The sequence below is a fragment of the Pseudomonas sp. B2021 genome, from assembly GCF_018135665.1.
In the GTDB taxonomy this organism is placed as follows: domain Bacteria; phylum Pseudomonadota; class Gammaproteobacteria; order Pseudomonadales; family Pseudomonadaceae; genus Aquipseudomonas; species Aquipseudomonas lactis.
This window is the reverse complement of the sequence record NZ_SMOF01000001.1, coordinates 1686349-1706485: the sequence shown is the minus strand read 5'-3', so window position 1 is coordinate 1706485 and position 20137 is coordinate 1686349. Positions and strand designations below refer to the sequence as shown.

At 60.4% G+C, this 20137-nt stretch carries 18 protein-coding genes and 2 pseudogenes; 8 read left to right on the top strand and 12 right to left on the bottom strand.

Annotation, left to right across the window (positions count from 1 at the left end; translation table 11 throughout):
• Positions 1–10 precede the first annotated feature (10 nt).
• The 3 genes and pseudogenes from E1K68_RS07655 to E1K68_RS07645 form a co-directional block, all read left to right on the top strand.
• Positions 11–1261 (top strand): OprD family porin, encoded by a 1251-nt coding sequence (locus tag E1K68_RS07655; protein ID WP_212613922.1) that lies wholly within the window; start codon positions 11–13, stop codon positions 1259–1261.
• 329 nt (positions 1262–1590) lie between these two features.
• Positions 1591–3090 carry a M91 family zinc metallopeptidase gene (locus tag E1K68_RS07650; RefSeq protein WP_003189329.1) on the top strand — a complete coding sequence of 500 codons (1500 nt, stop codon included), beginning with the start codon at positions 1591–1593 and terminating at the stop codon, positions 3088–3090.
• A 58-nt stretch (positions 3091–3148) separates the two neighbouring features.
• Positions 3149–3250, top strand: a pseudogene (locus tag E1K68_RS07645) (polysaccharide deacetylase family protein); the annotation flags it as partial.
• Between the two features lie 131 nt (positions 3251–3381).
• Here the strand turns inward: E1K68_RS07645 and E1K68_RS07640 are convergent.
• Positions 3382–3558, bottom strand: a pseudogene (locus tag E1K68_RS07640) (carboxymuconolactone decarboxylase family protein); the annotation flags it as partial.
• Positions 3559–3653: 95 nt separating this feature from the next.
• On the opposite strand from E1K68_RS07640, the gene E1K68_RS28050 reads away from it, so the two are divergent.
• From E1K68_RS28050 to E1K68_RS07625, 3 genes are all read left to right on the top strand, one after another.
• Positions 3654–4769: a M91 family zinc metallopeptidase gene (locus E1K68_RS28050; protein ID WP_212613921.1), complete on the top strand. Its 1116-nt coding sequence runs from the start codon at positions 3654–3656 to the stop codon at positions 4767–4769.
• Positions 4770–4840: 71 nt separating this feature from the next.
• On the top strand, positions 4841–5158 hold the full coding sequence (locus tag E1K68_RS28045) for a M91 family zinc metallopeptidase (RefSeq protein ID WP_275959715.1): 318 nt from the start codon (positions 4841–4843) through the stop codon (positions 5156–5158).
• Between the two features lie 164 nt (positions 5159–5322).
• Entirely contained in the window at positions 5323–6213 is an 891-nt protein-coding gene (locus tag E1K68_RS07625) for a polysaccharide deacetylase family protein (RefSeq protein ID WP_212613919.1), read from the top strand.
• Positions 6214–6344: 131 nt separating this feature from the next.
• Here E1K68_RS07625 and pcaC read toward each other — a convergent pair whose 3' ends face one another.
• The 11 genes from pcaC to pcaR form a co-directional block, all read right to left on the bottom strand.
• Positions 6345–6743, bottom strand: a complete 399-nt coding sequence (pcaC, locus tag E1K68_RS07620) for a 4-carboxymuconolactone decarboxylase (protein WP_003189316.1) — start codon at positions 6741–6743, stop codon at positions 6345–6347.
• A gap of 10 nt (positions 6744–6753) precedes the next feature.
• On the bottom strand, positions 6754–7545 hold the full coding sequence (pcaD, locus tag E1K68_RS07615; protein ID WP_212613918.1) for a 3-oxoadipate enol-lactonase: 792 nt from the start codon (positions 7543–7545) through the stop codon (positions 6754–6756).
• A gap of 10 nt (positions 7546–7555) precedes the next feature.
• Positions 7556–8920 (bottom strand): 3-carboxy-cis,cis-muconate cycloisomerase, encoded by a 1365-nt coding sequence (locus E1K68_RS07610; RefSeq protein ID WP_078802673.1) that lies wholly within the window; start codon positions 8918–8920, stop codon positions 7556–7558.
• A gap of 10 nt (positions 8921–8930) precedes the next feature.
• Complete coding sequence (locus E1K68_RS07605) at positions 8931–10226, bottom strand: MFS family transporter (protein WP_032893116.1); 1296 nt, start codon at positions 10224–10226, stop codon at positions 8931–8933.
• Between the two features lie 189 nt (positions 10227–10415).
• Positions 10416–10982, bottom strand: a complete 567-nt coding sequence (pcaG, locus tag E1K68_RS07600; protein WP_057711892.1) for a protocatechuate 3,4-dioxygenase subunit alpha — start codon at positions 10980–10982, stop codon at positions 10416–10418.
• A gap of 1 nt (position 10983) precedes the next feature.
• A complete protein-coding gene (pcaH, locus tag E1K68_RS07595; protein ID WP_032893118.1) occupies positions 10984–11688 on the bottom strand; it encodes a protocatechuate 3,4-dioxygenase subunit beta in 705 nt (234 codons plus the stop codon).
• A 21-nt stretch (positions 11689–11709) separates the two neighbouring features.
• Positions 11710–12912 (bottom strand): 3-oxoadipyl-CoA thiolase, encoded by a 1203-nt coding sequence (gene pcaF, locus E1K68_RS07590; protein ID WP_194251677.1) that lies wholly within the window; start codon positions 12910–12912, stop codon positions 11710–11712.
• A complete protein-coding gene (locus tag E1K68_RS07585; protein ID WP_003189301.1) occupies positions 12909–13688 on the bottom strand; it encodes a CoA-transferase subunit beta in 780 nt (259 codons plus the stop codon). The genes pcaF and E1K68_RS07585 overlap by 4 nt, the downstream gene beginning before the upstream one ends.
• The gene (locus tag E1K68_RS07580; protein WP_003189300.1) at positions 13688–14545 is read right to left on the bottom strand and encodes a CoA transferase subunit A; all 858 of its coding nucleotides are present in this window, start codon (positions 14543–14545) and stop codon (positions 13688–13690) included. Before E1K68_RS07580 ends, E1K68_RS07585 begins: the two co-directional genes overlap by 1 nt.
• A 248-nt stretch (positions 14546–14793) precedes the next feature.
• Positions 14794–16134, bottom strand: a complete 1341-nt coding sequence (locus tag E1K68_RS07575) for an MFS transporter (protein WP_003189298.1) — start codon at positions 16132–16134, stop codon at positions 14794–14796.
• Positions 16135–16286: 152 nt separating this feature from the next.
• The gene (gene pcaR, locus E1K68_RS07570; RefSeq protein ID WP_003189296.1) at positions 16287–17129 is read right to left on the bottom strand and encodes a pca regulon transcriptional regulator PcaR; all 843 of its coding nucleotides are present in this window, start codon (positions 17127–17129) and stop codon (positions 16287–16289) included.
• Between the two features lie 685 nt (positions 17130–17814).
• Between pcaR and E1K68_RS07565 the strand changes: the two genes are divergently transcribed.
• Both E1K68_RS07565 and E1K68_RS07560 read left to right on the top strand, forming a co-directional pair.
• On the top strand, positions 17815–18015 hold the full coding sequence (locus E1K68_RS07565) for a hypothetical protein (protein ID WP_003189295.1): 201 nt from the start codon (positions 17815–17817) through the stop codon (positions 18013–18015).
• Between the two features lie 332 nt (positions 18016–18347).
• Positions 18348–19823, top strand: a complete 1476-nt coding sequence (locus E1K68_RS07560) for an inorganic phosphate transporter (protein WP_003189291.1) — start codon at positions 18348–18350, stop codon at positions 19821–19823.
• The last annotated feature ends 314 nt before the right edge of the window (positions 19824–20137 follow it).

Sequence of the window (20137 nt, the reverse complement as noted above, 5' to 3'; positions counted from 1 at the left end):
GGTCCACACCATGAGCACTTTCCAACCGCGCCAGCTGTTGCTGGCGGCTGCTGTCGCCAGTTCTGCCCTGCCCGTTTTCGCCCAGGAGCACGGCTTTCTCGAAGACGCCAGCGCCAACCTCAACCTGCGTAACTTCTTCTTCAACCGCAACTTCACCAACCCGACCAAAGCCCAGGGTGGCGCGCAGGAGTGGACACAAAGTTTCATCCTCGACGCCAAGTCCGGTTTCACCCAGGGCACAGTCGGTTTTGGTGTGGACGTGCTGGGCTTGTACTCGCTCAAGCTCGATGGCGGCCGTGGCACGGGCGGCACGCAGTTGCTGCCGCTGGACCATGACGGCCGGCCAGCCGATGAGTTTGGCCGGCTGGGCGTGGCATTCAAGGCGCGCTTTTCCGAGACCGAGCTGAAGGTGGGCGAATGGATGCCGGTGCTGCCGATTCTGCGTTCCGACGATGGCCGCTCCCTGCCGCAGACCCTGCGTGGCGGGCAGATCACCTCCAAGGAAATCGACGGCCTGACCCTCTATGGCGGCCAATTCCGCGCCAACAGCCCGCGGGACGACGGCAGCATGAGCGACATGTCGATGGTCGGCAAAACCGCCTTCACCTCCGACCGCTTCAATTTCCAGGGCGCCGAATACGCATTCAACGACAAACGCACCCAAGTCGGCGTGTGGAATGCCCAGCTCAAGGACATCTACAGCCAGCAGTTCGTCAACCTGATCCACAGCCAGCCCGTCGGCGACTGGACCCTGGGCGCCAACCTGGGCTTGTTTTACGGCAAGGAAGACGGCAGCGCTCGCGCCGGAGACCTGGACAACAAAACCTGGTCCGGTTTGCTCTCGGCCAGGTACGGCGGCAACACCTTCTACGTCGGCCTGCAAAAACTCACCGGCGACAGCGCCTGGATGCGCGTCAACGGCACCAGCGGCGGCACCCTGGCCAACGACAGCTACAACTCCAGCTACGACAACGCACAGGAAAAATCCTGGCAGGTTCGCCACGACTACAACTTCGCCGCCCTCGGCGTACCGGGCCTGACCCTGATGAACCGCTATATCAGCGGCAGTAACGTGCACACCGGCACTATCACAGACGGCAAAGAGTGGGGCCGCGAGACCGAAGTGGGTTATACGGTGCAGAGCGGCACCCTGAAAAACCTCAACGTGCGCTGGCGCAACTCCAGCATGCGCAGGGATTACAGCAACAACGAGTTCGATGAGAACCGGTTGATCGTCAGCTATCCCATAAGTCTGATGTGAATTCCCATCGGTTTGATAACCAAACGTTCAAGCGCACACGGTGCGACCGTTGTGCGCCTGTGCGCCTGTGCGCTCTTTTATCGCATGCACCCAACTACCTCCAACACCGACTATTCGGTTCCCCCCCCATAACGAAAGCCCATTTTCCTACTTGATAAGGCCTATTCAGTCTTCAGAAAACCTGATGCCTACTTACCGTCCTCTGTAGTACTCGGTATCAATCGAGCAGGGAACGATTACCTCGAGCGATGCAACTCATTGATCTCCTTGCCTTCAATACAACGAAGGACTGGGCAAGCCACCCTATTTAGCTCAAGAGGTGATCTTCCATGACTACGATAGCCCCGCAAACTGCTCCCCCCGTAACTGCGCCTTCCGCACTTGCAGACAACACTCCACCTCCCGGCGACGACCTCATTCGCCGAAAGACACAGATGCTCGTGGATGACGGTAATCTTAAAGCGAGTGAGGAGGCCATCGAACACCATGGAGACCCCAAGAAGCCAGTGCTCATGGGCAATATCCTGACACTCGAAACGAGTGATAAATCGGACGTCATCCATATTAGTCAGGACCCGAACGGCTCACTGCGTGTAAAGGTAAATGAGCAGGAATACACCTTCAACGGCAATAACCCCTCGCCAAACAGTTCATCATCGGAAGGCATACAACCTCAATTCAGCCTGCACATTAAGAGCGGCGCAGGCAACGACAACATCACCCTGGCCCCTGACGTCACTGTCGACGTAAAGATCGAAGCGGGTGACGGAGATGACACCGTTCAAACCGAAGGGGGGAATCCCGACATTTATGGCGGACGCGGGAACGACACTATTCGCTTGGGTAAAGGCGGCGGCTACGTAGAAGGTAACGACGGTGACGACACGATAATTGGCGGTTCGGGACACTCCGTGATGTACGGGAACAAGGGTAACGATCGTTTGTATGCAGGGCCTGGACCCGCCAACAAAAAAAGCCACCTGGATGGGGGTGAGGGCGACGACCTGTTATACGCTGGCGACGGGCATACGGTGATCAATGGCGGCGACGGTAATGACCAAATAGTTGCTTACGCCAATACCACCGCGTACACGGGGAAGGGATCCGATACCGTTTGGGGCAACCTTACCAAAGCGCGTATTTATGCCCAGAGCAGTGATTACCTGCCAGGCACAGAGCAATCGACTATCACTAGAACGGAGCCGAGCGAAGCGGGTAAAAAAGCTTTTAAAATCGTAGGTACGGATGAGTTCAAACAACGGGTCGAAGATGACCTGGCACTGCTGCGTGCCTCACCTGTGGGGCGCAAAATGCTGGAGGAAATGGATAAAGCGGCTGAGCGAAATGGTGCTCCAGTCACCATCGAAGAAGACAAAAAAGGTGGTTCCAGTTACACGTTCAACAGCAGTGAGCTGCAAAAATTAAGCGAGCAAGAGCGGAAAAAGATCCCTATGGGCGACCCGAAGAGGGGTGGAATAAAAGATGGGGAGCCTGGCGCCCGTGCGGATCAAGGCACAATTAACTATGCGCAGAACTCAATCTTGGCCTTTGAAAACGAGAACATCACCTCTCCAATTGTCGCGTTCTACCATGAAATGGTACACGCCTGGAACGGTGCCAACGGTACTTTTCTGCCAGGCACAGCCGGTGACCCTATGAGTCCAGGCCCTGCCAATGGCGAACCGCAGGCTGTCGGCTTGCCGACTAACGCCCCACCCTTCGACTTCGACAACGATCCCACCACCCCGCCGACGTCCACGAACCCGGCCCCATTCACCGAGAATGCGTTGCGCGAGGAAATGGGACTCCCACCGCGAATGCAATACTGACACAAGAAAGTTGACGTAAACGGTGGTGGTGACCTTCCATGACATCAACCGCTACACCGCGCTGGAACGTGCAGCGCTGGCCCGTACGGTCAAGGCTGTGAACGAGCCGGTGCATCTGCCGGGGGTGTGGAATTGGCTGTGGGATGCTGATTCCCACTAACGCCCTGAACCTGTGACGATCCCCTGTGGGAGCTGGCTTGCCTGCGATAGCAATCTGTCAGTCAGCCCAATATTGACTGGCCCACCGCAATCGCAGGCAAGCCAGCTCCCACAGGAGATCGCATTTCATATTCAGTCTTGTTGGCGGGACTCCACACCCAATTCATCCCACACTGACTCCGCCAGGTGAAACGTCGCATTCGCTGCCGGGATCCCGCAGTAGATCGCACTCTGCATCAGCACTTCCTTGATCTCAGCGCGGGTCACGCCGTTGCTGGCGGCAGCACGCAGGTGCAGTTTCAGTTCTTCAATTCACTCAGGGCGTACGACTGATGGATGTCTTGGCCTTGGCGACACGTAGGGCCGGGAACACTAACCCACGTCAAACGAGCAGGTAACGTTCAATGAACTCAGCGTCCCCCATCGCCCTACCCGTCATTACACCGCCCATCTCACCGGAGGCGCCCCCTCCTCCTGCCACTGGCAGCAGCTACCTGCGATCCAATACAGAGGTGCTGGTGGAGAACGGCAACCTGAAGGTTACCCAGGAAATTCGAACCTCCTACAGAGACCCCAATAACCCGCAACACACTGCCACTATTCTGACGCTGGAAACGGGTGACGCTTCGGACGTTATCCATATCAGCCAGCACGCCGACCGCCGGCTGAGCGTGTCGGTGAATGATCAGACTTACACGCTCAACAATCCGCCCCCCACCTCACACACTTCGCCCGCCAAAGACACGCCAGTGCCGTTCTTAAGCCTGAACACCTTGACCGCTGGGGGCAACGACAACATCACGCTGGACCCCACTGTCACCGCCGCGGTCACGATCCACGCGGGCGATGGCAATGACACGGTTCATGCCAGCAGCGGCACGACCACCGTTTATGGGGGACGTCGCAGAGACCATATCCGATTGGGCAGTGGCGCCGGTTATGCCGAAGGCAACGAGGGTAACGACACCTTGATCGGCGTTACAGGAAACGGGGTGATGTACGGTAACCAGGGCAAGGACGTTTTGTATGCGGGGGCTGGCCCGACGACTAAAAAAAGTTACTTGGATGGCGGTGATGGCAACGACAGACTCTACGCCAGCAACGGACATACGGTGATAAATGGCGGCAAAGGCAATGACCGGATAGTCGCCCACGACGAAGCGACTATCTACACGGGCAAAGGGTTCGACAGGGTGTGGGCCAACGGTAACGCAGCGCGCATCTACGTCAAAAACGGTGACCGTCTTTCAGATACGGAACAATCGACCATCACCCGGGTGACGCCGACCGATGCCGGTCAGCGAGCGTTTAGCATCGTAGGCTCGGATGTGTTCAAAGAACGGGTCGAAGATGATCTTGAGTTACTCCGCTCCTCGCCTGCGGGGAGAGTCATGCTGGAGGAGATGGACAAAGCCGCTGATAGAAACGGTGCGCCGGTCACTATCATGCAATCCGATTTCATTAACATGTATGGGTTCAATACCACTGAGCTGGAAAACTCACGCGCAGCGAACAGTTGAAAATCCCACACGACGACTCGAAAATGGGTGTGATAAACGACGGAGTAGCCGGTGCCGCTGCTGGCCAGGGTATGATTTTTTACTATCCGAGCGAGTCCAATCGGAAGACAAACGCATCACCGATCGCCCAGTTCTACCACGAGATGGCACATGCCTGGAACGGCGCCAACGGTACGTTCCTAAGCGGCTCCAGCGACCCACTTCCAGAGCTCCCTGAGCGCCCTGGACCGGAAAATTCTGAGCTGCAGGCAATCGGCCTGCCGACTAACGCACCGCCCTTCGACTTCGACAACGACCCATCCACCCCGCCCACCTCCACCAACCCGGCGCCGTTTACCGAAAATGCGCTGAATTTGGAAATGGGCAAACCACCGCGAACAGGCTACTGATACCTAACGGCGGACACGGACACACCGCCATGAGCCGATGCAGCAATCAATCTGGAGGTGACCTGTATCAAGGCATAGCCCCAGAACGTTGATCTTGCTGTATCGTGCGAGCCTGCCGCTGCAGATTCGCCCTGCAGCGGCCACTATTCGAGCCCGTGCACACCATGAAACCCTTCGCCATCGCAATGGCCCTGGCGTTGAGCCTCAGCGGCTGCATCGGCCCGCCCCTCGCCCTGACGCCACAGACCGAGCAACGCCTGCAAACCCAGGCGCCGATCCGCTTTCTGCTGACCTTCGACGATGGCCCAAGTGCCTCAGGCTACAACAACCCGAGCCGCTCGGTAGTGGCCGACCTGGCCAATAACCCGGTACTGCCGGGGATCAAGGCGGTGTTTTTCCTGCAGACCGAAGCCGCTCGCTCCGGCGGCAGTTCTCGGGGGCGCAAGACCATGGAACGTGAGTTCGCCGCTGACCATGTATTAGCCTTTCACACCGCCACGGCGTTTCACACCAATCACCGCTGGTTGAACGACGCCACGCTGGAACACACCCTGACCGAAGGTGCTGCGGATATTGCCGCCATCACGGGCGCGCCACCTGTGCTGGTACGCCCGCCCTTCTGGAACTACGACAAGCGCACCTTCGCCGCCTACCAACGCCACGGCATGCGGGTACTGTTGACGGACTTGAGTGCCAATGACGGCAAGATCTGGGGCTTCAACGCCAGCCCGCGTCGGCGCGCCAATCTGTATCGGCAACTGTCGGTGGTGCGCGAACGCATCGCCTTGGGTGAACTACCGACAGTGGAGGGGGTGATTCCGGTAGTGGTGACCTTCCATGACATCAACCGCTACACCGCGCGGCATATGCAGGAGTACTTGCAGATCCTGATGGACAGCGCGCGGGTCAACGGATTGAAGACAGCGGCAGAGCCGTTCTATACCGACCACGCCGCGCTGGAACGTGCAGCGCTGGCACGTACGGTCAAGGTTGTGAACGAGCCGGTGCATCTGCCGGGGGTGTGGAATTGGCTGTGGGATGCTGATTCCCACTAACGCCCTGAACCTGTGACGATCCCCTGTGGGAGCTGGCTTGCCTGCGATAGCAATCTGTCAGTCAGCCCAATATTGACTGGCCCACCGCAATCGCAGGCAAGCCAGCTCCCACAGGAGATCGCATTTCATATTCAGTCTTGTTGGCGAGACTCCACACCCAACTCATCCCACACTGACTCCGCCAGGTGAAACGTCGCATTCGCCGCCGGGATCCCGCAGTAGATCGCACTCTGCATCAGCACTTCCTTGATCTCGGCGCGGGTCACGCCGTTGCTGGCGGCAGCACGCAGGTGCAGTTTCAGTTCTTCACTGCGGTTCATGCCGATCAGCATCGCGATGGTGATCAGGCTGCGGGTATGCCGAGGCAGGCCGGGGCGGGTCCAGATGTCACCCCAGGCGTGGCGGGTGATCATTTCCTGGAACTCGCTGTTGAACTCGGTCAGGGCATTGAGGCTGCGGTCGACGTGGGCATCGCCCAGTACTTCGCGGCGCACCTGCAGGCCCTCGGCGTAACGTTGTTTCTCGTCCACAAATAGCTCCTCAGCGGGCCAGCAGAAATTCGATCACCCGGTCGCTGAACGCAGCACCGGCCTGAACGTTGGACAGGTGCGCCGCATAGAACTCGGCATACTCGGCACCCTGCACATGGCTCTGGATAAAGTGGCCACCGGCTGGCGGCGTCACTGCGTCTTCGGTGCCGGCAATCACCAGGGTCGGCACCTTGATCGAGAACAATTGCTCACGAAAATCCGCATCGCGCACAGCGCCGCAGTTGGCGGCATAACCCTCGGGCGACGTGGCCGCGAGCATGTCAGTGATCTGCTTGGCCTGGTGCGGGTGGGCGGCGGCGAAATCTGCGGTGAACCAGCGCGCAATCGACGCATCGCGCAGCGCTACCATCGCGGCTGCGCCATCACGCAGGACCATTTCGATACGCGGGTTCCATACCTCGGGCGTACCGATCTTGGCCGCGGTGTTACACACCACCAGGCGTTGCAGACGCTCGCCGGCATGGATGCCCAGCCATTGGCCGATCAAGCCGCCCATGGACAATCCGCAAAAATGCGCCTTCTGGATCTCCAGCGCATCCAGCAGTGCGATCACGTCTTGGCCCAGTTGCTCAATGCTGTAAGGCCCCTCGGTCACCAGGGATTGGCCGTGGCCGCGGGTGTCGAAGCGCAGTACGCGAAAATGCTCGGTGAAGGCCGGAATCTGGATATCCCACATATGCAGGTCGGTACCCAGGGAATTGGACAGCACCAATACCGGTGCGTCGGCGGGCCCCTCGAGTTGGTAATGCAGTTCGCCCTCGGCGAGTTGTACAAAAGCCACAGCGTTCTCCTCAGGCAGTCAAAGCAAAATGTTCGGTCACTGCACGCGTAACCCAGGTGGACGCCTGGCCCAGGTAGTGGGCCGGGTCGAGCAGGCGGTCCAGTTCAGCCGCTGACAACTCGGCGGTGACGTGCGGCTCATCCGCCAGCACCGCGCGCAAATGGCGCTGCTCGGCGACCGCACGTTTGCAGCACTGTTCCAGCAGATGGTGCGCGGTGTCGCGGCCCAAGCGTTGGGCGAGCACGATACTCACCGCTTCGGCTAGCACCAGGCCCTGGGTCAGGTCGAGGTTCTGTGCCATGCGTTCGGCATTCACTTCCAACCCTTCACTGACCAGAATTGCCTGGTGCAAGGCACCGGACACCAGGCGGCAAATCTCCGGCAAGGTCTCCCATTCGGCGTGCCACAAGCCCAGGCTGCGTTCGTGCTCTTGGGGCATGGCGCTGAACATCGTCGCCACTAGGCCCGGTACACGGGTGGCTGCGCTGATCAGCACCGCGGCGCCCACTGGATTGCGCTTGTGCGGCATCGTGGACGAACCGCCCTTGCCCGGCGCCGAAGGCTCGAACACCTCCGCCGCTTCGGTCTGCATCAACAGGCTGATATCGCGGCCCAATTTGCCGAGGCTGCCGGCGATCAGGCCTAGCAGGCTGGCAAACTCCACCAGGCGGTCACGCTGGGTGTGCCAGGGTTGTTCCGGCAAGCCCAGTTGCAACTCGGCGGCCAAGGCTTCGGCCACCGGCATGGCGTGTTCGCCGAGCGCCGCCAACGTGCCTGATGCGCCGCCAAATTGCAGCACCAGCAGGCGCGGCTTCAATTCGGCCAGGCGCTGGCGACTGCGCGTCACCGCGCCCAGCCAACCGGCGATTTTCATCCCCAGGGTGACCGGCGTCGCGTGCTGCAACCAGGTGCGCCCGGCTAAAGGCACGGTGGCATAACGCTGGGCCTGGGCGGCCAACACATCCCCCAGGCGAGCCAGGTCGGCCTCGATCAGTTCCACCCCACGGCGCAGTTGCAGCACCAGGCCGGTGTCCATCACGTCTTGGCTGGTTGCGCCCAGGTGCACATAACGCTCGGCGTCGGCGTCCTCACTGGCGATCAACTTGCCCAACGCCTTCACCAATGGAATCGCTGAGTTGCCCGCCGTGGCAATTGCGCTGCCAAGGGCATCCACGTCATACAGCGACGCCAGGCACGCCTGGGCAATCGGCGCGACGGCGGCCTGGGGAATCAACCCGACGCGGGCCTGCGCCCGGGCCAGTGCGGCTTCGAAATCCAGCATGCCCTGCAAGCGTCCCTGGTCACAGAACACGTCGGCCATGCTGTCAGCGGTGAAATAAGCGTCGAACAGTTGATTGCTCGTGCGCAACGTCATAACTCATCCCTTACAGATCGTGATGCAGGTACGCCGCCTGTTTCGGCAGGCGCAAGCTGAACAGGAAGGCCACCGCCATCATCGCGGTGACGTACCAATAAAAGGTGTTTTCCATGCCGATGGATTTGAGGCTCAGCGCAACCACTTCTGCCGAACCGCCAAACACCGCGTTAGCCACTGCATACGCCAGGCCCACGCCCAATGCACGCACCTGCGGCGGGAACATCTCCGCTTTGACCAGGCCGCTGATGGAGGTGTAGAAGCTGACAATCGCCAAGGCCAGGGTGATCAGCACAAAGGCCAGAAACGGGCTGGTCACGGTTTTCAAGGTCAGCAGGATCGGCACGGTAAACAGCGTGCCAAGGCCGGCGAACCAGAGCATCGAATTACGTCGGCCGATCTTGTCGGCCAACATGCCGAACAACGGCTGCATGCACATGTACAGAAACAGCGCGCCGGTCATGATGTAGCTCGAGGTCTTGGCGTGCATGCCCACGGTGTTCACCAGGTACTTCTGCATGTAGGTGGTGAAGGTGTAGAAAATCAGCGAGCCGCCGGCGGTGTAGCCCAGCACCGTGATGAAGGCTTTGCCGTGGTCGCGAAACAGCGCGACGATACTGCCGGCGTCCTTGTCTTCGCGCATTTCCTTGCTGGTGGTTTCTTTCAGGGTGCGACGCAGCAGCAGGGAGATCACGGCGGCAATGGCGCCGATCACAAACGGGATGCGCCAGCCCCAGGCGCGCAGTTCTTCTTCGGTGAGGATCTGTTGCAGGATCACCACCACGAGCACCGCCAGCAACTGGCCGCCGATCAGGGTCACGTACTGGAACGAGGCGAAGAAGCCACGCTGGCCCTTGAGCGCGACTTCACTCATGTAGGTGGCCGTGGTGCCGTACTCGCCGCCCACCGACAAGCCCTGGAACAGCCGCGCCACCAACAGCAACGCCGGGGCCCAGGCACCGATGTCGTTATAGGTGGGCAGGAAGGCGATGACCAGGGAGCCGCCGCACATCATCAGCACCGAAATCATCATCGAATTCTTGCGCCCGTGCTTGTCGGCCACCCGGCCAAACAACCAGCCGCCAATCGGACGCATCAGGAACCCGGCGGCAAACACACCGGCGGTGTTGAGCAACTGCACCGTAGGGTCATCCGAGGGGAAAAACGCCGGGGCGAAATAAATCGCGCAGAAGGCATAGACGTAGAAGTCGAACCATTCGACCAGGTTGCCGGAGGAAGCACCGACAATCGCAAAGATCCGTTTGCTGCGTTCTTCTCCGGTGTAGTGGCTGGTTTTTGTTGTCATGTTTTTTTACTCAGTGGGAACGGTTATAGCCTAGACATACTTTGCAACAACCCTGTTCCGCAAGCAGACTTTTGGATAGGTGGAGCGTGAGAGGGCCTCATCGCGGGCAAGCCCGGCTCCCACATTTTGTGTTGTGAACACATTCAAAGGTGGGAGCTGGCTTGCCTGCGATGGGGCCCTACAGCCAACTCAATAGTCGAAGAACACCGTTTCCTTATCTGTGCCCTGCAAAATCACATTCCACTGATACACCCCTGCCGCATCCGCCTTGGCAATCAGGGTGCTACGACGTTCGGCCGGTACACACGCCAGCAACGGGTCATCGCCATTCAAGGCCTCACCGTCAAAATAAATCCGCGTCAGCAAGTGCTTCACCAACCCACGGGCAAACACCAGCACCACCAAGTGCGGCGCCTGGGTGGTGCCCTTGAGCCCCGGCACACTGCCAGGCTTGATGGTGGTAAAGCGAAAACGCCCTTGGGCATCCACCGGCACGCGGCCGAAGCCTTCGAAGTTCGGGTCGAGCGCTTTGTCCTGCTCGTCTTCGGGGTGGGCATATTTGCCGGCGGCATTGGCCTGCCAGACTTCCAGCATGGCGTCGTTGACGACATCACCGTTGCCGTCCACCACTTGCCCGGTGATTGCCACGCGTTCGCCGAGGGTGGCAGTGACGGTCAGGTCTTCACGGTTCAGCCAGGTCAGGCCAATGTGGTAATACGGCCCGACGGTGTGGGACGTGGTCGCGTTGAGTGTCATCTCATTTCTCCATCGGCGTGGCGTCGCGGCCGCGCAGGACGATGTCCCAGCGGTAGCCGAGGGCATAGGAAGGAATGGTTTTTTCCAGGTCGAAACTGGCGATCAAGCGTTGCTTGGCGCTGGTGTCCGGCACGCAGTTGTAGATCGGGTCGTATTCCAGCAACGGATCGCCCGGAAAATACATCTGCGTCACCAAGCGCGTCAGCACGCTGGGGCCGAACAGCGAAAAGTGGATATGCGCCGGGCGCCACGCGTTGTGGTGGTTGCCCCACGGGTAGGCGCCAGGCTTGATGGTCTGGAACTGGTACCAGCCGTCGGCGTCGGTGACGGTGCGCCCGGTGCCGGTGAAATTCGGGTCCAGGGGTGCATCGTGCAGGTCGCGCTTGTGGTTGTAGCGGCCGGCGGCATTGGCCTGCCAGATCTCCACAAGAATGCCCGGCACTGGCAGGCCGTTTTCGTCCAGCACGCGGCCATGAATGATGATGCGCTCGCCTTGCGGCTCGCCGTCATGCTGGGCCGTCAGGTCGTTGTCCTTGTCATTGATACGTTCGGCGCCGATGGTCGGGCCGGTGATTTCCGACAAGGAATGGGGCAGAAACACCAATGGCTGAGACGGCGAACGCAGGTTCGTCGACTGGTACGCCGGGTGCAGGTAATCAGGTTGGGTGCCCGCTTGCGGGCGCCGGTAACCGGGCTTGTCACTCATGGAGCAATCCTCTTTTAGTTATCAGACGCGTTCAATCGCCAGGGCCAGGCCTTGGCCAACGCCAACGCACATGGTCGCCAGGCCTTTGCGGCCGCCGTTTTTTTCCAATTGGTGCAGGGCCGTCAGCACCAACCGCGCACCACTCATCCCCAGGGGATGGCCGAGGGCAATGGCGCCACCGTTGGGGTTGACCTGGGGCGCATCGTCCGCAATACCCAGCTCGCGCAGCACCGCCAGGCCTTGGCTGGCAAAGGCTTCGTTGAGTTCGATCACGTCAAAATCGGTGACCGCCAACCCCAGGCGCTCCACCAGCTTGCGTACCGCCGGCACCGGGCCGATGCCCATCACCCGCGGGGCGACACCGGCACTGGCCATGCCCAGCACACGGGCGCGAGCGGTGAGGCCGTGTTGCTTGACGGCCTCGGCGCTGGCGAGGATCAACGCGGCGGCGCCGTCGTTGACGCCCGAGGCATTGCCGGCGGTGACGGTCTTGTCCGCACCGTTGACCGGCTTGAGCTTGGCCAAGGCTTCCAACGTGGTGTCCCGTGGGTGTTCATCGTGTTCCACCAGGGTTTCGCCTTTTTTATGCGCGACCCGCACCGGTACGATTTCCTCGGCAAAGAATCCGGCGGCCTGGGCGGCGGCGGTGCGTTGCTGGCTGCGCAGGGCGAAAGCGTCCTGGTCGGCGCGGGAAACCTGGTAGTCGTCGGCCACGTTATCGGCGGTCTGCGGCATGGCATCCACGCCGTACTGGGCCTTCATCAGCGGGTTGATAAAACGCCAGCCAATGGTGGTGTCTTCCAACTTCATGTTGCGCGAAAACGCCGCGTCGGCCTTGCCCATCACAAACGGAGCGCGGGACATCGATTCGACGCCACCGGCAATCGCCAGCTCCATTTCACCGCTGGCAATCGCACGAAAGGCGGTGCCGATGGCATCCATGCCCGAGGCGCACAGGCGGTTGAGGGTCACGCCGGGAATGCTTTCCGGCAGCCCCGCCAGCAGCAACGCCATGCGTGCCACGTTGCGGTTGTCTTCACCGGCCTGGTTGGCGCAACCGAGGAAGACTTCGTCTACGGCGCTCCAGTCCACCGACGGGTTGCGTTCAATCAACGCCTTGATCGGCAGCGCCGCCAGGTCGTCGGCACGCACCGTGGACAGGCCACCGCCGAAACGGCCGATAGGCGTGCGAATGGCATCACAGATATAAACCTCGCGCATCAGGCTTCTCCCGGTGCTTGGCCGTGGGCAGCCGCAGTGCGCGCTTCGAGGTCACGCAGGGCGGTCAATTCGGTCTCGGTGGGCTCAGCGGTGGTGCTCACCTGGTCGGCAAAGCGAATCGCCCAGCCGGTGGCGGCGACCACTTGCTCGCGGGTCACGCCGGGGTGCAGCGCAGTGACCACGAACTCATGGCTGCCCTCCTCCGGTTCCATGATGCACAGGTCGGTAATGATGCCCACCGGGCCGGCGCCGGGCAGGCCCAGACGCTTGCGCGAGTCGCCACCTTCGCCGTGCCCCACAGAGGTGATGAAATCGAGTTTGTCGACAAACGAACGGGACGACTGCTTCAGGATGATCAGCACGCTCTTGGCGGAACCGGCGATTTCCGGCGCGCCACCGGCACCCGGCAAACGCACTTTGGGCTGGTGATAATCACCGACCACGGTGGTGTTGATATTGCCGAAACGGTCGACCTGGGCCGCGCCGAGAAAACCCACATCAATACGCCCGCCCTGCAGCCAGTAGCGAAAGATCTCACCGGTGGGTACCACAGTGTCAGCGGTCTCCGCCAGCTCGCCATCACCGATGGACAGCGGCAATACGCTGGGCTTGGCCCCAATCGGGCCCGACTCGTAGATCAGCACCACATCCGGCGACGATGTCAGGCGCGCCAGGTTGGCGGCCTTCGATGGCAGGCCGATGCCGACGAAGCACACGGAGCCGTTCTTGAGGCGGCGTGCGGCGGCGACGGTCATCATTTCATTGGTGGAGTAAGCCATTACTTAGCCTCCTGCGCGGTGGCCAGCTTGGCCTGGAATTCACTGAAGTCGGCAGTGCCGTGGATGTATTCGTCGATCCAGGCGGTAAAGGTCCCACGGTCGCGGGCAATCGGGTCCCACGCCTGATAGAAGCGGTTATCCCGCTCGTTGTAGCCGTGCGCATAGGAAGGATGCGCACCACCGGGTACATGACACACCGCCGTCAGCGCCCAGGTCGGCAGCACGCAGCTGTTCATCGGCGCATTCAGGTCGTCGACGATTTCCTCGACGGTGACGATGCAGCGCTTGGCCGCCAGGGCCGCTTCCTTTTGCACCCCGAGAATGCCCCAGAGCAGCACGTTGCCTTTGCGGTCGGCTTTCTGCGCGTGAATCACAGTGATGTCCGGGCGCACCGATGGCACCGCCGCCAGCACTTCGCCGGTGAAGGGGCAGGTGACGGTCTTGATCAGCGGGTTGACCTTGGGCAAGTCGGAACCGGCGTAGGCACGCAACACCGCGAACGGCAGGCCGGAGGCACCGGCGACGTAGGCATTGGCCAGGTCGGCGTGGCTATGCTCTTCAATCTCCAGCGCTTGCGGCCATTGTTTCTCTACCGCGTCACGCAGGCGATGCAGGGAACCCACGCCCGGGTTGCCGCCCCAGGAGAAAATCAACTTGCGTGCACAGCCGGCACCGATCAACTGGTCGTAGATCAGGTCAGGCGTCATGCGCACCAGTGTCAGGTCTTTCTTGCCCTGACGAATGATTTCATGGCCTGCGGCCGTAGGGATCAGGTGGGTGAAGCCTTCGAGGGCGACGGTATCGCCGTCGTTCACGAAGCGCTTGACCGCATCACGCAGGGTGAGGATTTCAGCCATGGGGTTGGGCTCCCGGTGTTGATCGAAAAAGGCGCTGAGGTGGCGCCGAAGTGCTTGAAGGTTAAGCCGGGGTAATGGGCCAAACAATCCGATAATCGACTGAGTGTTCGATTATCGAACCGATTGTTGCTTAACTAACCATCGCAAAGAACAGGGTCAATGTGGGAGCTGGCTTGCCTGCGATGGCGCGAGTGAATTCAGCACCGCTATCGCAGGCAAGCCAGCTCCCACAGGGATAGTGATCGGTTTCAGGTTGCATCGGCATGGCTGACCATGCCCTTGATCACCACCGCTGCCGTGGCCAATGCCGCCGGAATCACCAGCGCCGTGAGCACCTGCTCGAAGTTCCAGCCCAGGCCCAGCAAGGTCGCGCCCATCCACGCCCCCAGGATCGCGCCGAAGCGGCCGATGCCGAGCATCCACGACACCCCGGTGGCACGTCCCTGGGTGGGGTAGAAACGTGCCGCCAGCGACGGCATCGCCGATTGCGCACCGTTGACGCACATCCCGGCGACCAGCACCAGGGTGGCCAACAGCGTGATGTTGCCCAGGCTCTGCCCCACCGCGTAGGCAAACACCCCGGCCAGCAGATAGAACGTGCCGATCACTTTGTGCGGGTTGAACCGGTCCATCGCCCAGCCCACGCCCACCGCGCTCAGCACCCCACCAAACTGGAACAACGCGCCGATAAACGCGGCCTGCTCCATGCTCGCGCCGCTGTCACGCATCAAGGTGGGGAGCCAACTGGTCAGCAGGTAAACAATCACCAGGCCCATGAAGTACGTGAGCCACAACAGCAAGGTGCCAGCGCTGTAGGTGCCCGAGAAGATCACCGCGAACACATTGCGGGCCTTGACGGTTTTTTGCTCCGGCACGCTGAAGTGAGTGGCCTGGGCGACGATGCTTGGCTCGATAGGGGCCAGGGTCTTGCGCACCTTGTCAGTGCCGCGATTGCGCACCACCAGGTAACGCGCCGACTCCGGCAGCCAAACCAACAGCACCACCGCGAGGATCAACGGCAGGATGCCGCCGATCAGTAACAGGCTGTGCCAGCCGAACGCGGGGATCAGCTTGGCCGAAATAAACCCACCGCCGGCCATGCCCAGGTTGAAGCCACAGAACATGCTGGTCACCAACAAGGATTTATGCCGCTCGGGGGTGTATTCAGAGAGCAAGGTGGTGGCATTCGGCATGCCGGCGCCCAGGCCCAGGCCGGTGAGAAAGCGCAGTACCAGCAACTGGTCGACATTGGTGCTGTAGGCCGACGCCAGGCTGAACGCACCAAACACCAACACCGCGCCGACCAGCACGACTTTGCGGCCAAAGCGGTCGGCCAGCGGGCCGGAACCGAGTGCGCCGAACACCATGCCGATCAACGCGGCGCTCATCACCGGGCCGAGGCTGGCGCGGTCGATGCCCCAGTCCTGGGACAGCGCGGGCGCGATAAAGCCCATGGCGGCCGTGTCGAGGCCGTCGAGAAAGACAATCAGGAAACACAGGATCACCACGCGCCACTGATAGCGCGAGAGTGGCTGGGCGTTGATAAAGGACTGTACGTCCAGGGTGGTACCGACAGAAGGCTGATTCATTATTTTTATTCCACACCGATGGCGGGCTGACAACCTGAGGTCGTCATTCTTATAGGGGGCAGCTCCTCAGAGCGCTGCCGCACATTAATAAGCCAAGGGAAACACCGTCAATCGAGCCAGTCGGGATCTGTGCGGTCACCGAACATCTTAGGTTAGGCAAACAGTTGCGCACTCAGCTCACGGCTGGCGCTGAGCATGCTCGGCAAAAAGCGCTGCTCCAACTCGCTGCGGCTGACCCGCCCGGCGTGGGTGCTGACATTCAGCGCGGCCAACACCTGGCCGGACGCGTCATACACCGGCACCGCGATGGAACGCAGGCCCTGCTCCAATTCCTGGTCGACAATGCACCAGCCCTGCTGACGCACCTGTTGCAGGCATTCAAATAACGCTTGCGGCGTGGTCAGAGTGCGGCTGGTCTTGGTTTGCAGGTCGGCATGGTCGAGGTAATCCTGCAGCGAGGCATCGTCGAGGGCGGCCAGCAGAATGCGGCCCATGGACGTGCAATACGCAGGCAAGCGCCCGCCTACCGAAAGGTCAACCGAGATCAGGCGCTGGGTAGTGGCAGAACGGGCGATATAAAGGATGTCATCGCCCTCCAGGGTCGCCATGTTGCAGGCTTCATGCAGTTGCTCGCTCATGCGGTCCAGATAAGGCTGGGCCGAGACAGCCAGCGGTGTGGACGACAGATAGGCATGACCGAGGGTCAGCACTTTGGGCAACAACGAATAGGTGCGCCCGTCCGTGGTGGCGTAGCCGAGCTTGATCAAGGTATGCAGGCAACGGCGCACGGCGGCGCGGGGAATTTCGGTACGGTGGCTGATCTGGGCGATGGTCAGGTGACGCTTGCGCTCCTGGAACGCCTGCACCACGGCCAGGCCACGGGCCAGGGACGTCATGAAATCCGGATCACCGGTGAATGCCTGGATACGCTTGGCCGGTGAAGCCACGATCGGCGGCGCCACTGATGCAAAGGAGTTGCGCAATTGATCGTTCATTTAAAAGGGCCTTCTCTTGTTATCACCACGGGAGGGTTGGCGGCTATTACAAGCCGTGCCGGCCGTACCGCACAAGCCAGCGGCGGCAACATTGGGCGATTATCGGACGATCATGCGATTATCGCAATTTGGCGCAGCCCCACCCGCTAACGTTTCAGATTTGCCTGATGCCTCTGTAAAGCGTAGACATCTACCCTAATGCCGATCAATCAAGCGAAATCAACGCAGAACTCATGTGGGAGCGGGGTTGCTCGCGAAGAGGTCCGCCCAGCAACATACATGTTGACTGACGCACCGCCTTCGCGAGCAAGCCCGCTCCCACATGAGATGTGCGTGTAACTCAAATGTAGACATGAAGATGACGGTGTTCACAAATAACGCGGCGGTATGTAACAAACTCCAGACATGTCGTTGACGCTTTTTAACTTCATGATGATAGTGTTATTCAAATGCGCCGCTATAATGCAACCTGTGCAGAGGTCAGCCCGGTATCACCATCGGGAGTGGAGCTCACCAGGCATTGCAGGCTGCTGGCAACGCCGGTCACAAGTACTCGCTTGAAAGAACGGCCTTCAGGCCCATGTACCAACTTGAACGGTTCGCCTGTTTTATTTGGTATCGCCCGAGCACGACTTTCAGGCATGACGCTGCGCAATCAATAAACTCAATTCAATTAGGTAATACTGTGACGAAAGATGAACTGCGCGCGGAACTTGAGCGCCAGGAGCAACGTTACAAGGATGTCTACGGCGGGGAAGTCACCACCTACGCCGCGCAACCCGAGCCGGAACGCAAGCCATGGCGTAAACGTGCCAGCCTGCTAGACCAGGCATTTGCCCAGGAAATCCAAAAGATCGAGCAGGAACTCAAGACCGAGGAGCCATAAGCGCTTCGGTTCGAGCTTCAAGAGTCGTGCTGTCTCTGCCGGTGCAGTACTGGCAGAGGGCACCTGCTTTAGCGTCCGCTGGTCAGCAACCTACATCCACCTACGAAATTTCATACAAATGTTTCAGGCATGGCGTTTTCATGAAGAAAGCCCGTCTTCTGGGGCCTGCGCTTTATAAATCAAAGACTTGCCAAAGCCCCGAAAACCCAGGGATGCGTGCGTCTTGCCGCATTTTTTTCCAGGAAGATTGTTACCGATGAGCAGCTAATGCATCGATTACTGATGTTTTCTGGCATAATCGCGCCCCCTTACGACCGGGTCAGAAAACCTTCATGATCGATTTATTCAGCGGACTGGATGCTTGGGTTCTCGTGAGCCTGTTGCTCGCCCTGGCCTTTGTCCTCGCCTTCGAGTTCATCAATGGCTTTCATGACACCGCTAACGCGGTGGCCACAGTCATCTATACCAAAGCCATGCCGCCACACTTGGCCGTGTTCTTCTCCGGGGTGTTCAATTTCCTCGGCGTATTGCTCGGTGGTGTCGGTGTCGCCTACGCCATCGTGCACTTGCTGCCGGTGGAGTTGCTGATCAATGTGAACACCGGCCATGGCTTGGCAATGGTCTTCTCGTTGTTGGCGGCGGCAATCACCTGGAACCTGGGCACCTGGTACTTCGGTATCCCCGCCTCCAGTTCCCACACCCTGATCGGCTCGATCCTCGGTGTCGGCCTGGCCAACGCGTTGATCAACGACATCCCCCTGGCTGACGGTGTGAACTGGCAGAAGGCCGTGGATATCGGCGCGTCGCTGGTGTTCTCGCCGATGGCGGGCTTCCTGGTCGCCGCCCTGGTGCTGATCGGCCTGAAGTGGTGGCGCCCGCTGTCAAAGATGCACAAGACCCCGGACCAGCGCCGCAAGCTTGACGACAAAAAGCACCCGCCGTTCTGGAACCGCCTGGTGCTGGTGATTTCGGCCATGGCTGTGAGCTTCGTGCACGGCTCCAACGATGGCCAGAAAGGCATCGGCCTGATCATGCTGGTGCTCATCGGCATCGTGCCGGCGCAGTTCGTATTGGACCTGGGCAGCACCACCTACCAGATCGAACGTACCCGCGACGCCACCCTGCACCTGAACCAGTTCTACCAGCGCAACCACGAGACCCTCGGTGAGTTCCTGGCCCTGGGCAAAAGCGTGAAGGATGACCTGCCGGGCAAGTTCCGCTGCAACCCGCAGCAGACCGAACCGACGATCAACGCGCTGCTGGGCACCCTCAAGGGCGTCTCGGACTACCACTCGCTGACGGCCGACCACCGCATCGAAGTGCGTCGTTACCTGCTTTGCCTGGATGACACCGCGAAGAAAGTCGGCAAGCTGCCAGGCCTGGACTCCCGTGAGAAGTCCGACCTCGACAAGCTGCGCAAAGACCTGACCGCCACCACCGAGTACGCCCCGTTCTGGGTGATCCTCGCGGTCGCACTGGCCCTGGGCCTGGGCACCATGGTGGGCTGGAAGCGCGTGGTGCTGACCATCGGTGAGAAGATCGGCAAGCAAGGCATGACCTATGCCCAGGGCATGTCGGCGCAAATCACCACGGCCACCATGATCGGCTTTGCCAATATCTTCGCCCTGCCAGTGTCCACCACTCACGTCCTGTCTTCTGGCGTGGCGGGCACGATGGTTGCCAACAAGAGCGGCCTGCAAGGTGGCACGGTCAAGACCATCCTGATGGCTTGGGTATTGACCTTGCCAGCGACCGTAGGCCTCTCGGCCGGATTGTTCTGGTTGGCGTCCAAGGCATTGGGCAACTGATAGCCAGCCGGCAATAAAAAAGGTGCGATCCGCGAGGGTCGCACCTTTTTTTATGTTCCAAGCGCACCGTAGTCCACCTGTGGCAAGGCATCTTGCCCCCGTGGCGACCGGACAGCCGACACATACCTACCTGACACCCCGCAGTCAAACTGTGGGAGCTGACTTGCCTGCGATGGCGGCCTGACAGTCAACACAGTTGGGCCGTGTACATATCCATTGCTGCGGTAACGGCCACTTAGGGTTCCGCCCTGACGGCGGCTCACTTTGGAAAAGCCGGAATGCCGGCCCAGCCCAAAGTAACCAAAGGGCTCTTG

Excerpts from the sequence above, each read along its gene's own strand:
- E1K68_RS07650 (WP_003189329.1), top strand. The coding sequence starts at position 1,591 with ATGACTACGATAGCCCCGCAAACTGCTCCCCCCGTAACTGCGCCTTCC.
- E1K68_RS07610 (WP_078802673.1), bottom strand. The coding sequence starts at position 8,920 with ATGACGTTGCGCACGAGCAATCAACTGTTCGACGCTTATTTCACCGCT.
- E1K68_RS07575 (WP_003189298.1), bottom strand. The coding sequence starts at position 16,134 with ATGAATCAGCCTTCTGTCGGTACCACCCTGGACGTACAGTCCTTTATC.
- E1K68_RS07560 (WP_003189291.1), top strand. The coding sequence starts at position 18,348 with ATGATCGATTTATTCAGCGGACTGGATGCTTGGGTTCTCGTGAGCCTG.
- E1K68_RS07625 (WP_212613919.1), top strand. The coding sequence starts at position 5,323 with ATGAAACCCTTCGCCATCGCAATGGCCCTGGCGTTGAGCCTCAGCGGC.
- E1K68_RS07655 (WP_212613922.1), top strand. The coding sequence starts at position 11 with ATGAGCACTTTCCAACCGCGCCAGCTGTTGCTGGCGGCTGCTGTCGCC.
- E1K68_RS07585 (WP_003189301.1), bottom strand. The coding sequence starts at position 13,688 with ATGGCTTACTCCACCAATGAAATGATGACCGTCGCCGCCGCACGCCGC.
- E1K68_RS07605 (WP_032893116.1), bottom strand. The coding sequence starts at position 10,226 with ATGACAACAAAAACCAGCCACTACACCGGAGAAGAACGCAGCAAACGG.
- E1K68_RS28050 (WP_212613921.1), top strand. The coding sequence starts at position 3,654 with ATGAACTCAGCGTCCCCCATCGCCCTACCCGTCATTACACCGCCCATC.
- pcaG (WP_057711892.1), bottom strand. The coding sequence starts at position 10,982 with ATGACACTCAACGCGACCACGTCCCACACCGTCGGGCCGTATTACCAC.
- E1K68_RS07580 (WP_003189300.1), bottom strand. The coding sequence starts at position 14,545 with ATGGCTGAAATCCTCACCCTGCGTGATGCGGTCAAGCGCTTCGTGAAC.
- pcaH (WP_032893118.1), bottom strand. The coding sequence starts at position 11,688 with ATGAGTGACAAGCCCGGTTACCGGCGCCCGCAAGCGGGCACCCAACCT.
- E1K68_RS28045 (WP_275959715.1), top strand. The coding sequence starts at position 4,841 with ATGATTTTTTACTATCCGAGCGAGTCCAATCGGAAGACAAACGCATCA.
- pcaR (WP_003189296.1), bottom strand. The coding sequence starts at position 17,129 with ATGAACGATCAATTGCGCAACTCCTTTGCATCAGTGGCGCCGCCGATC.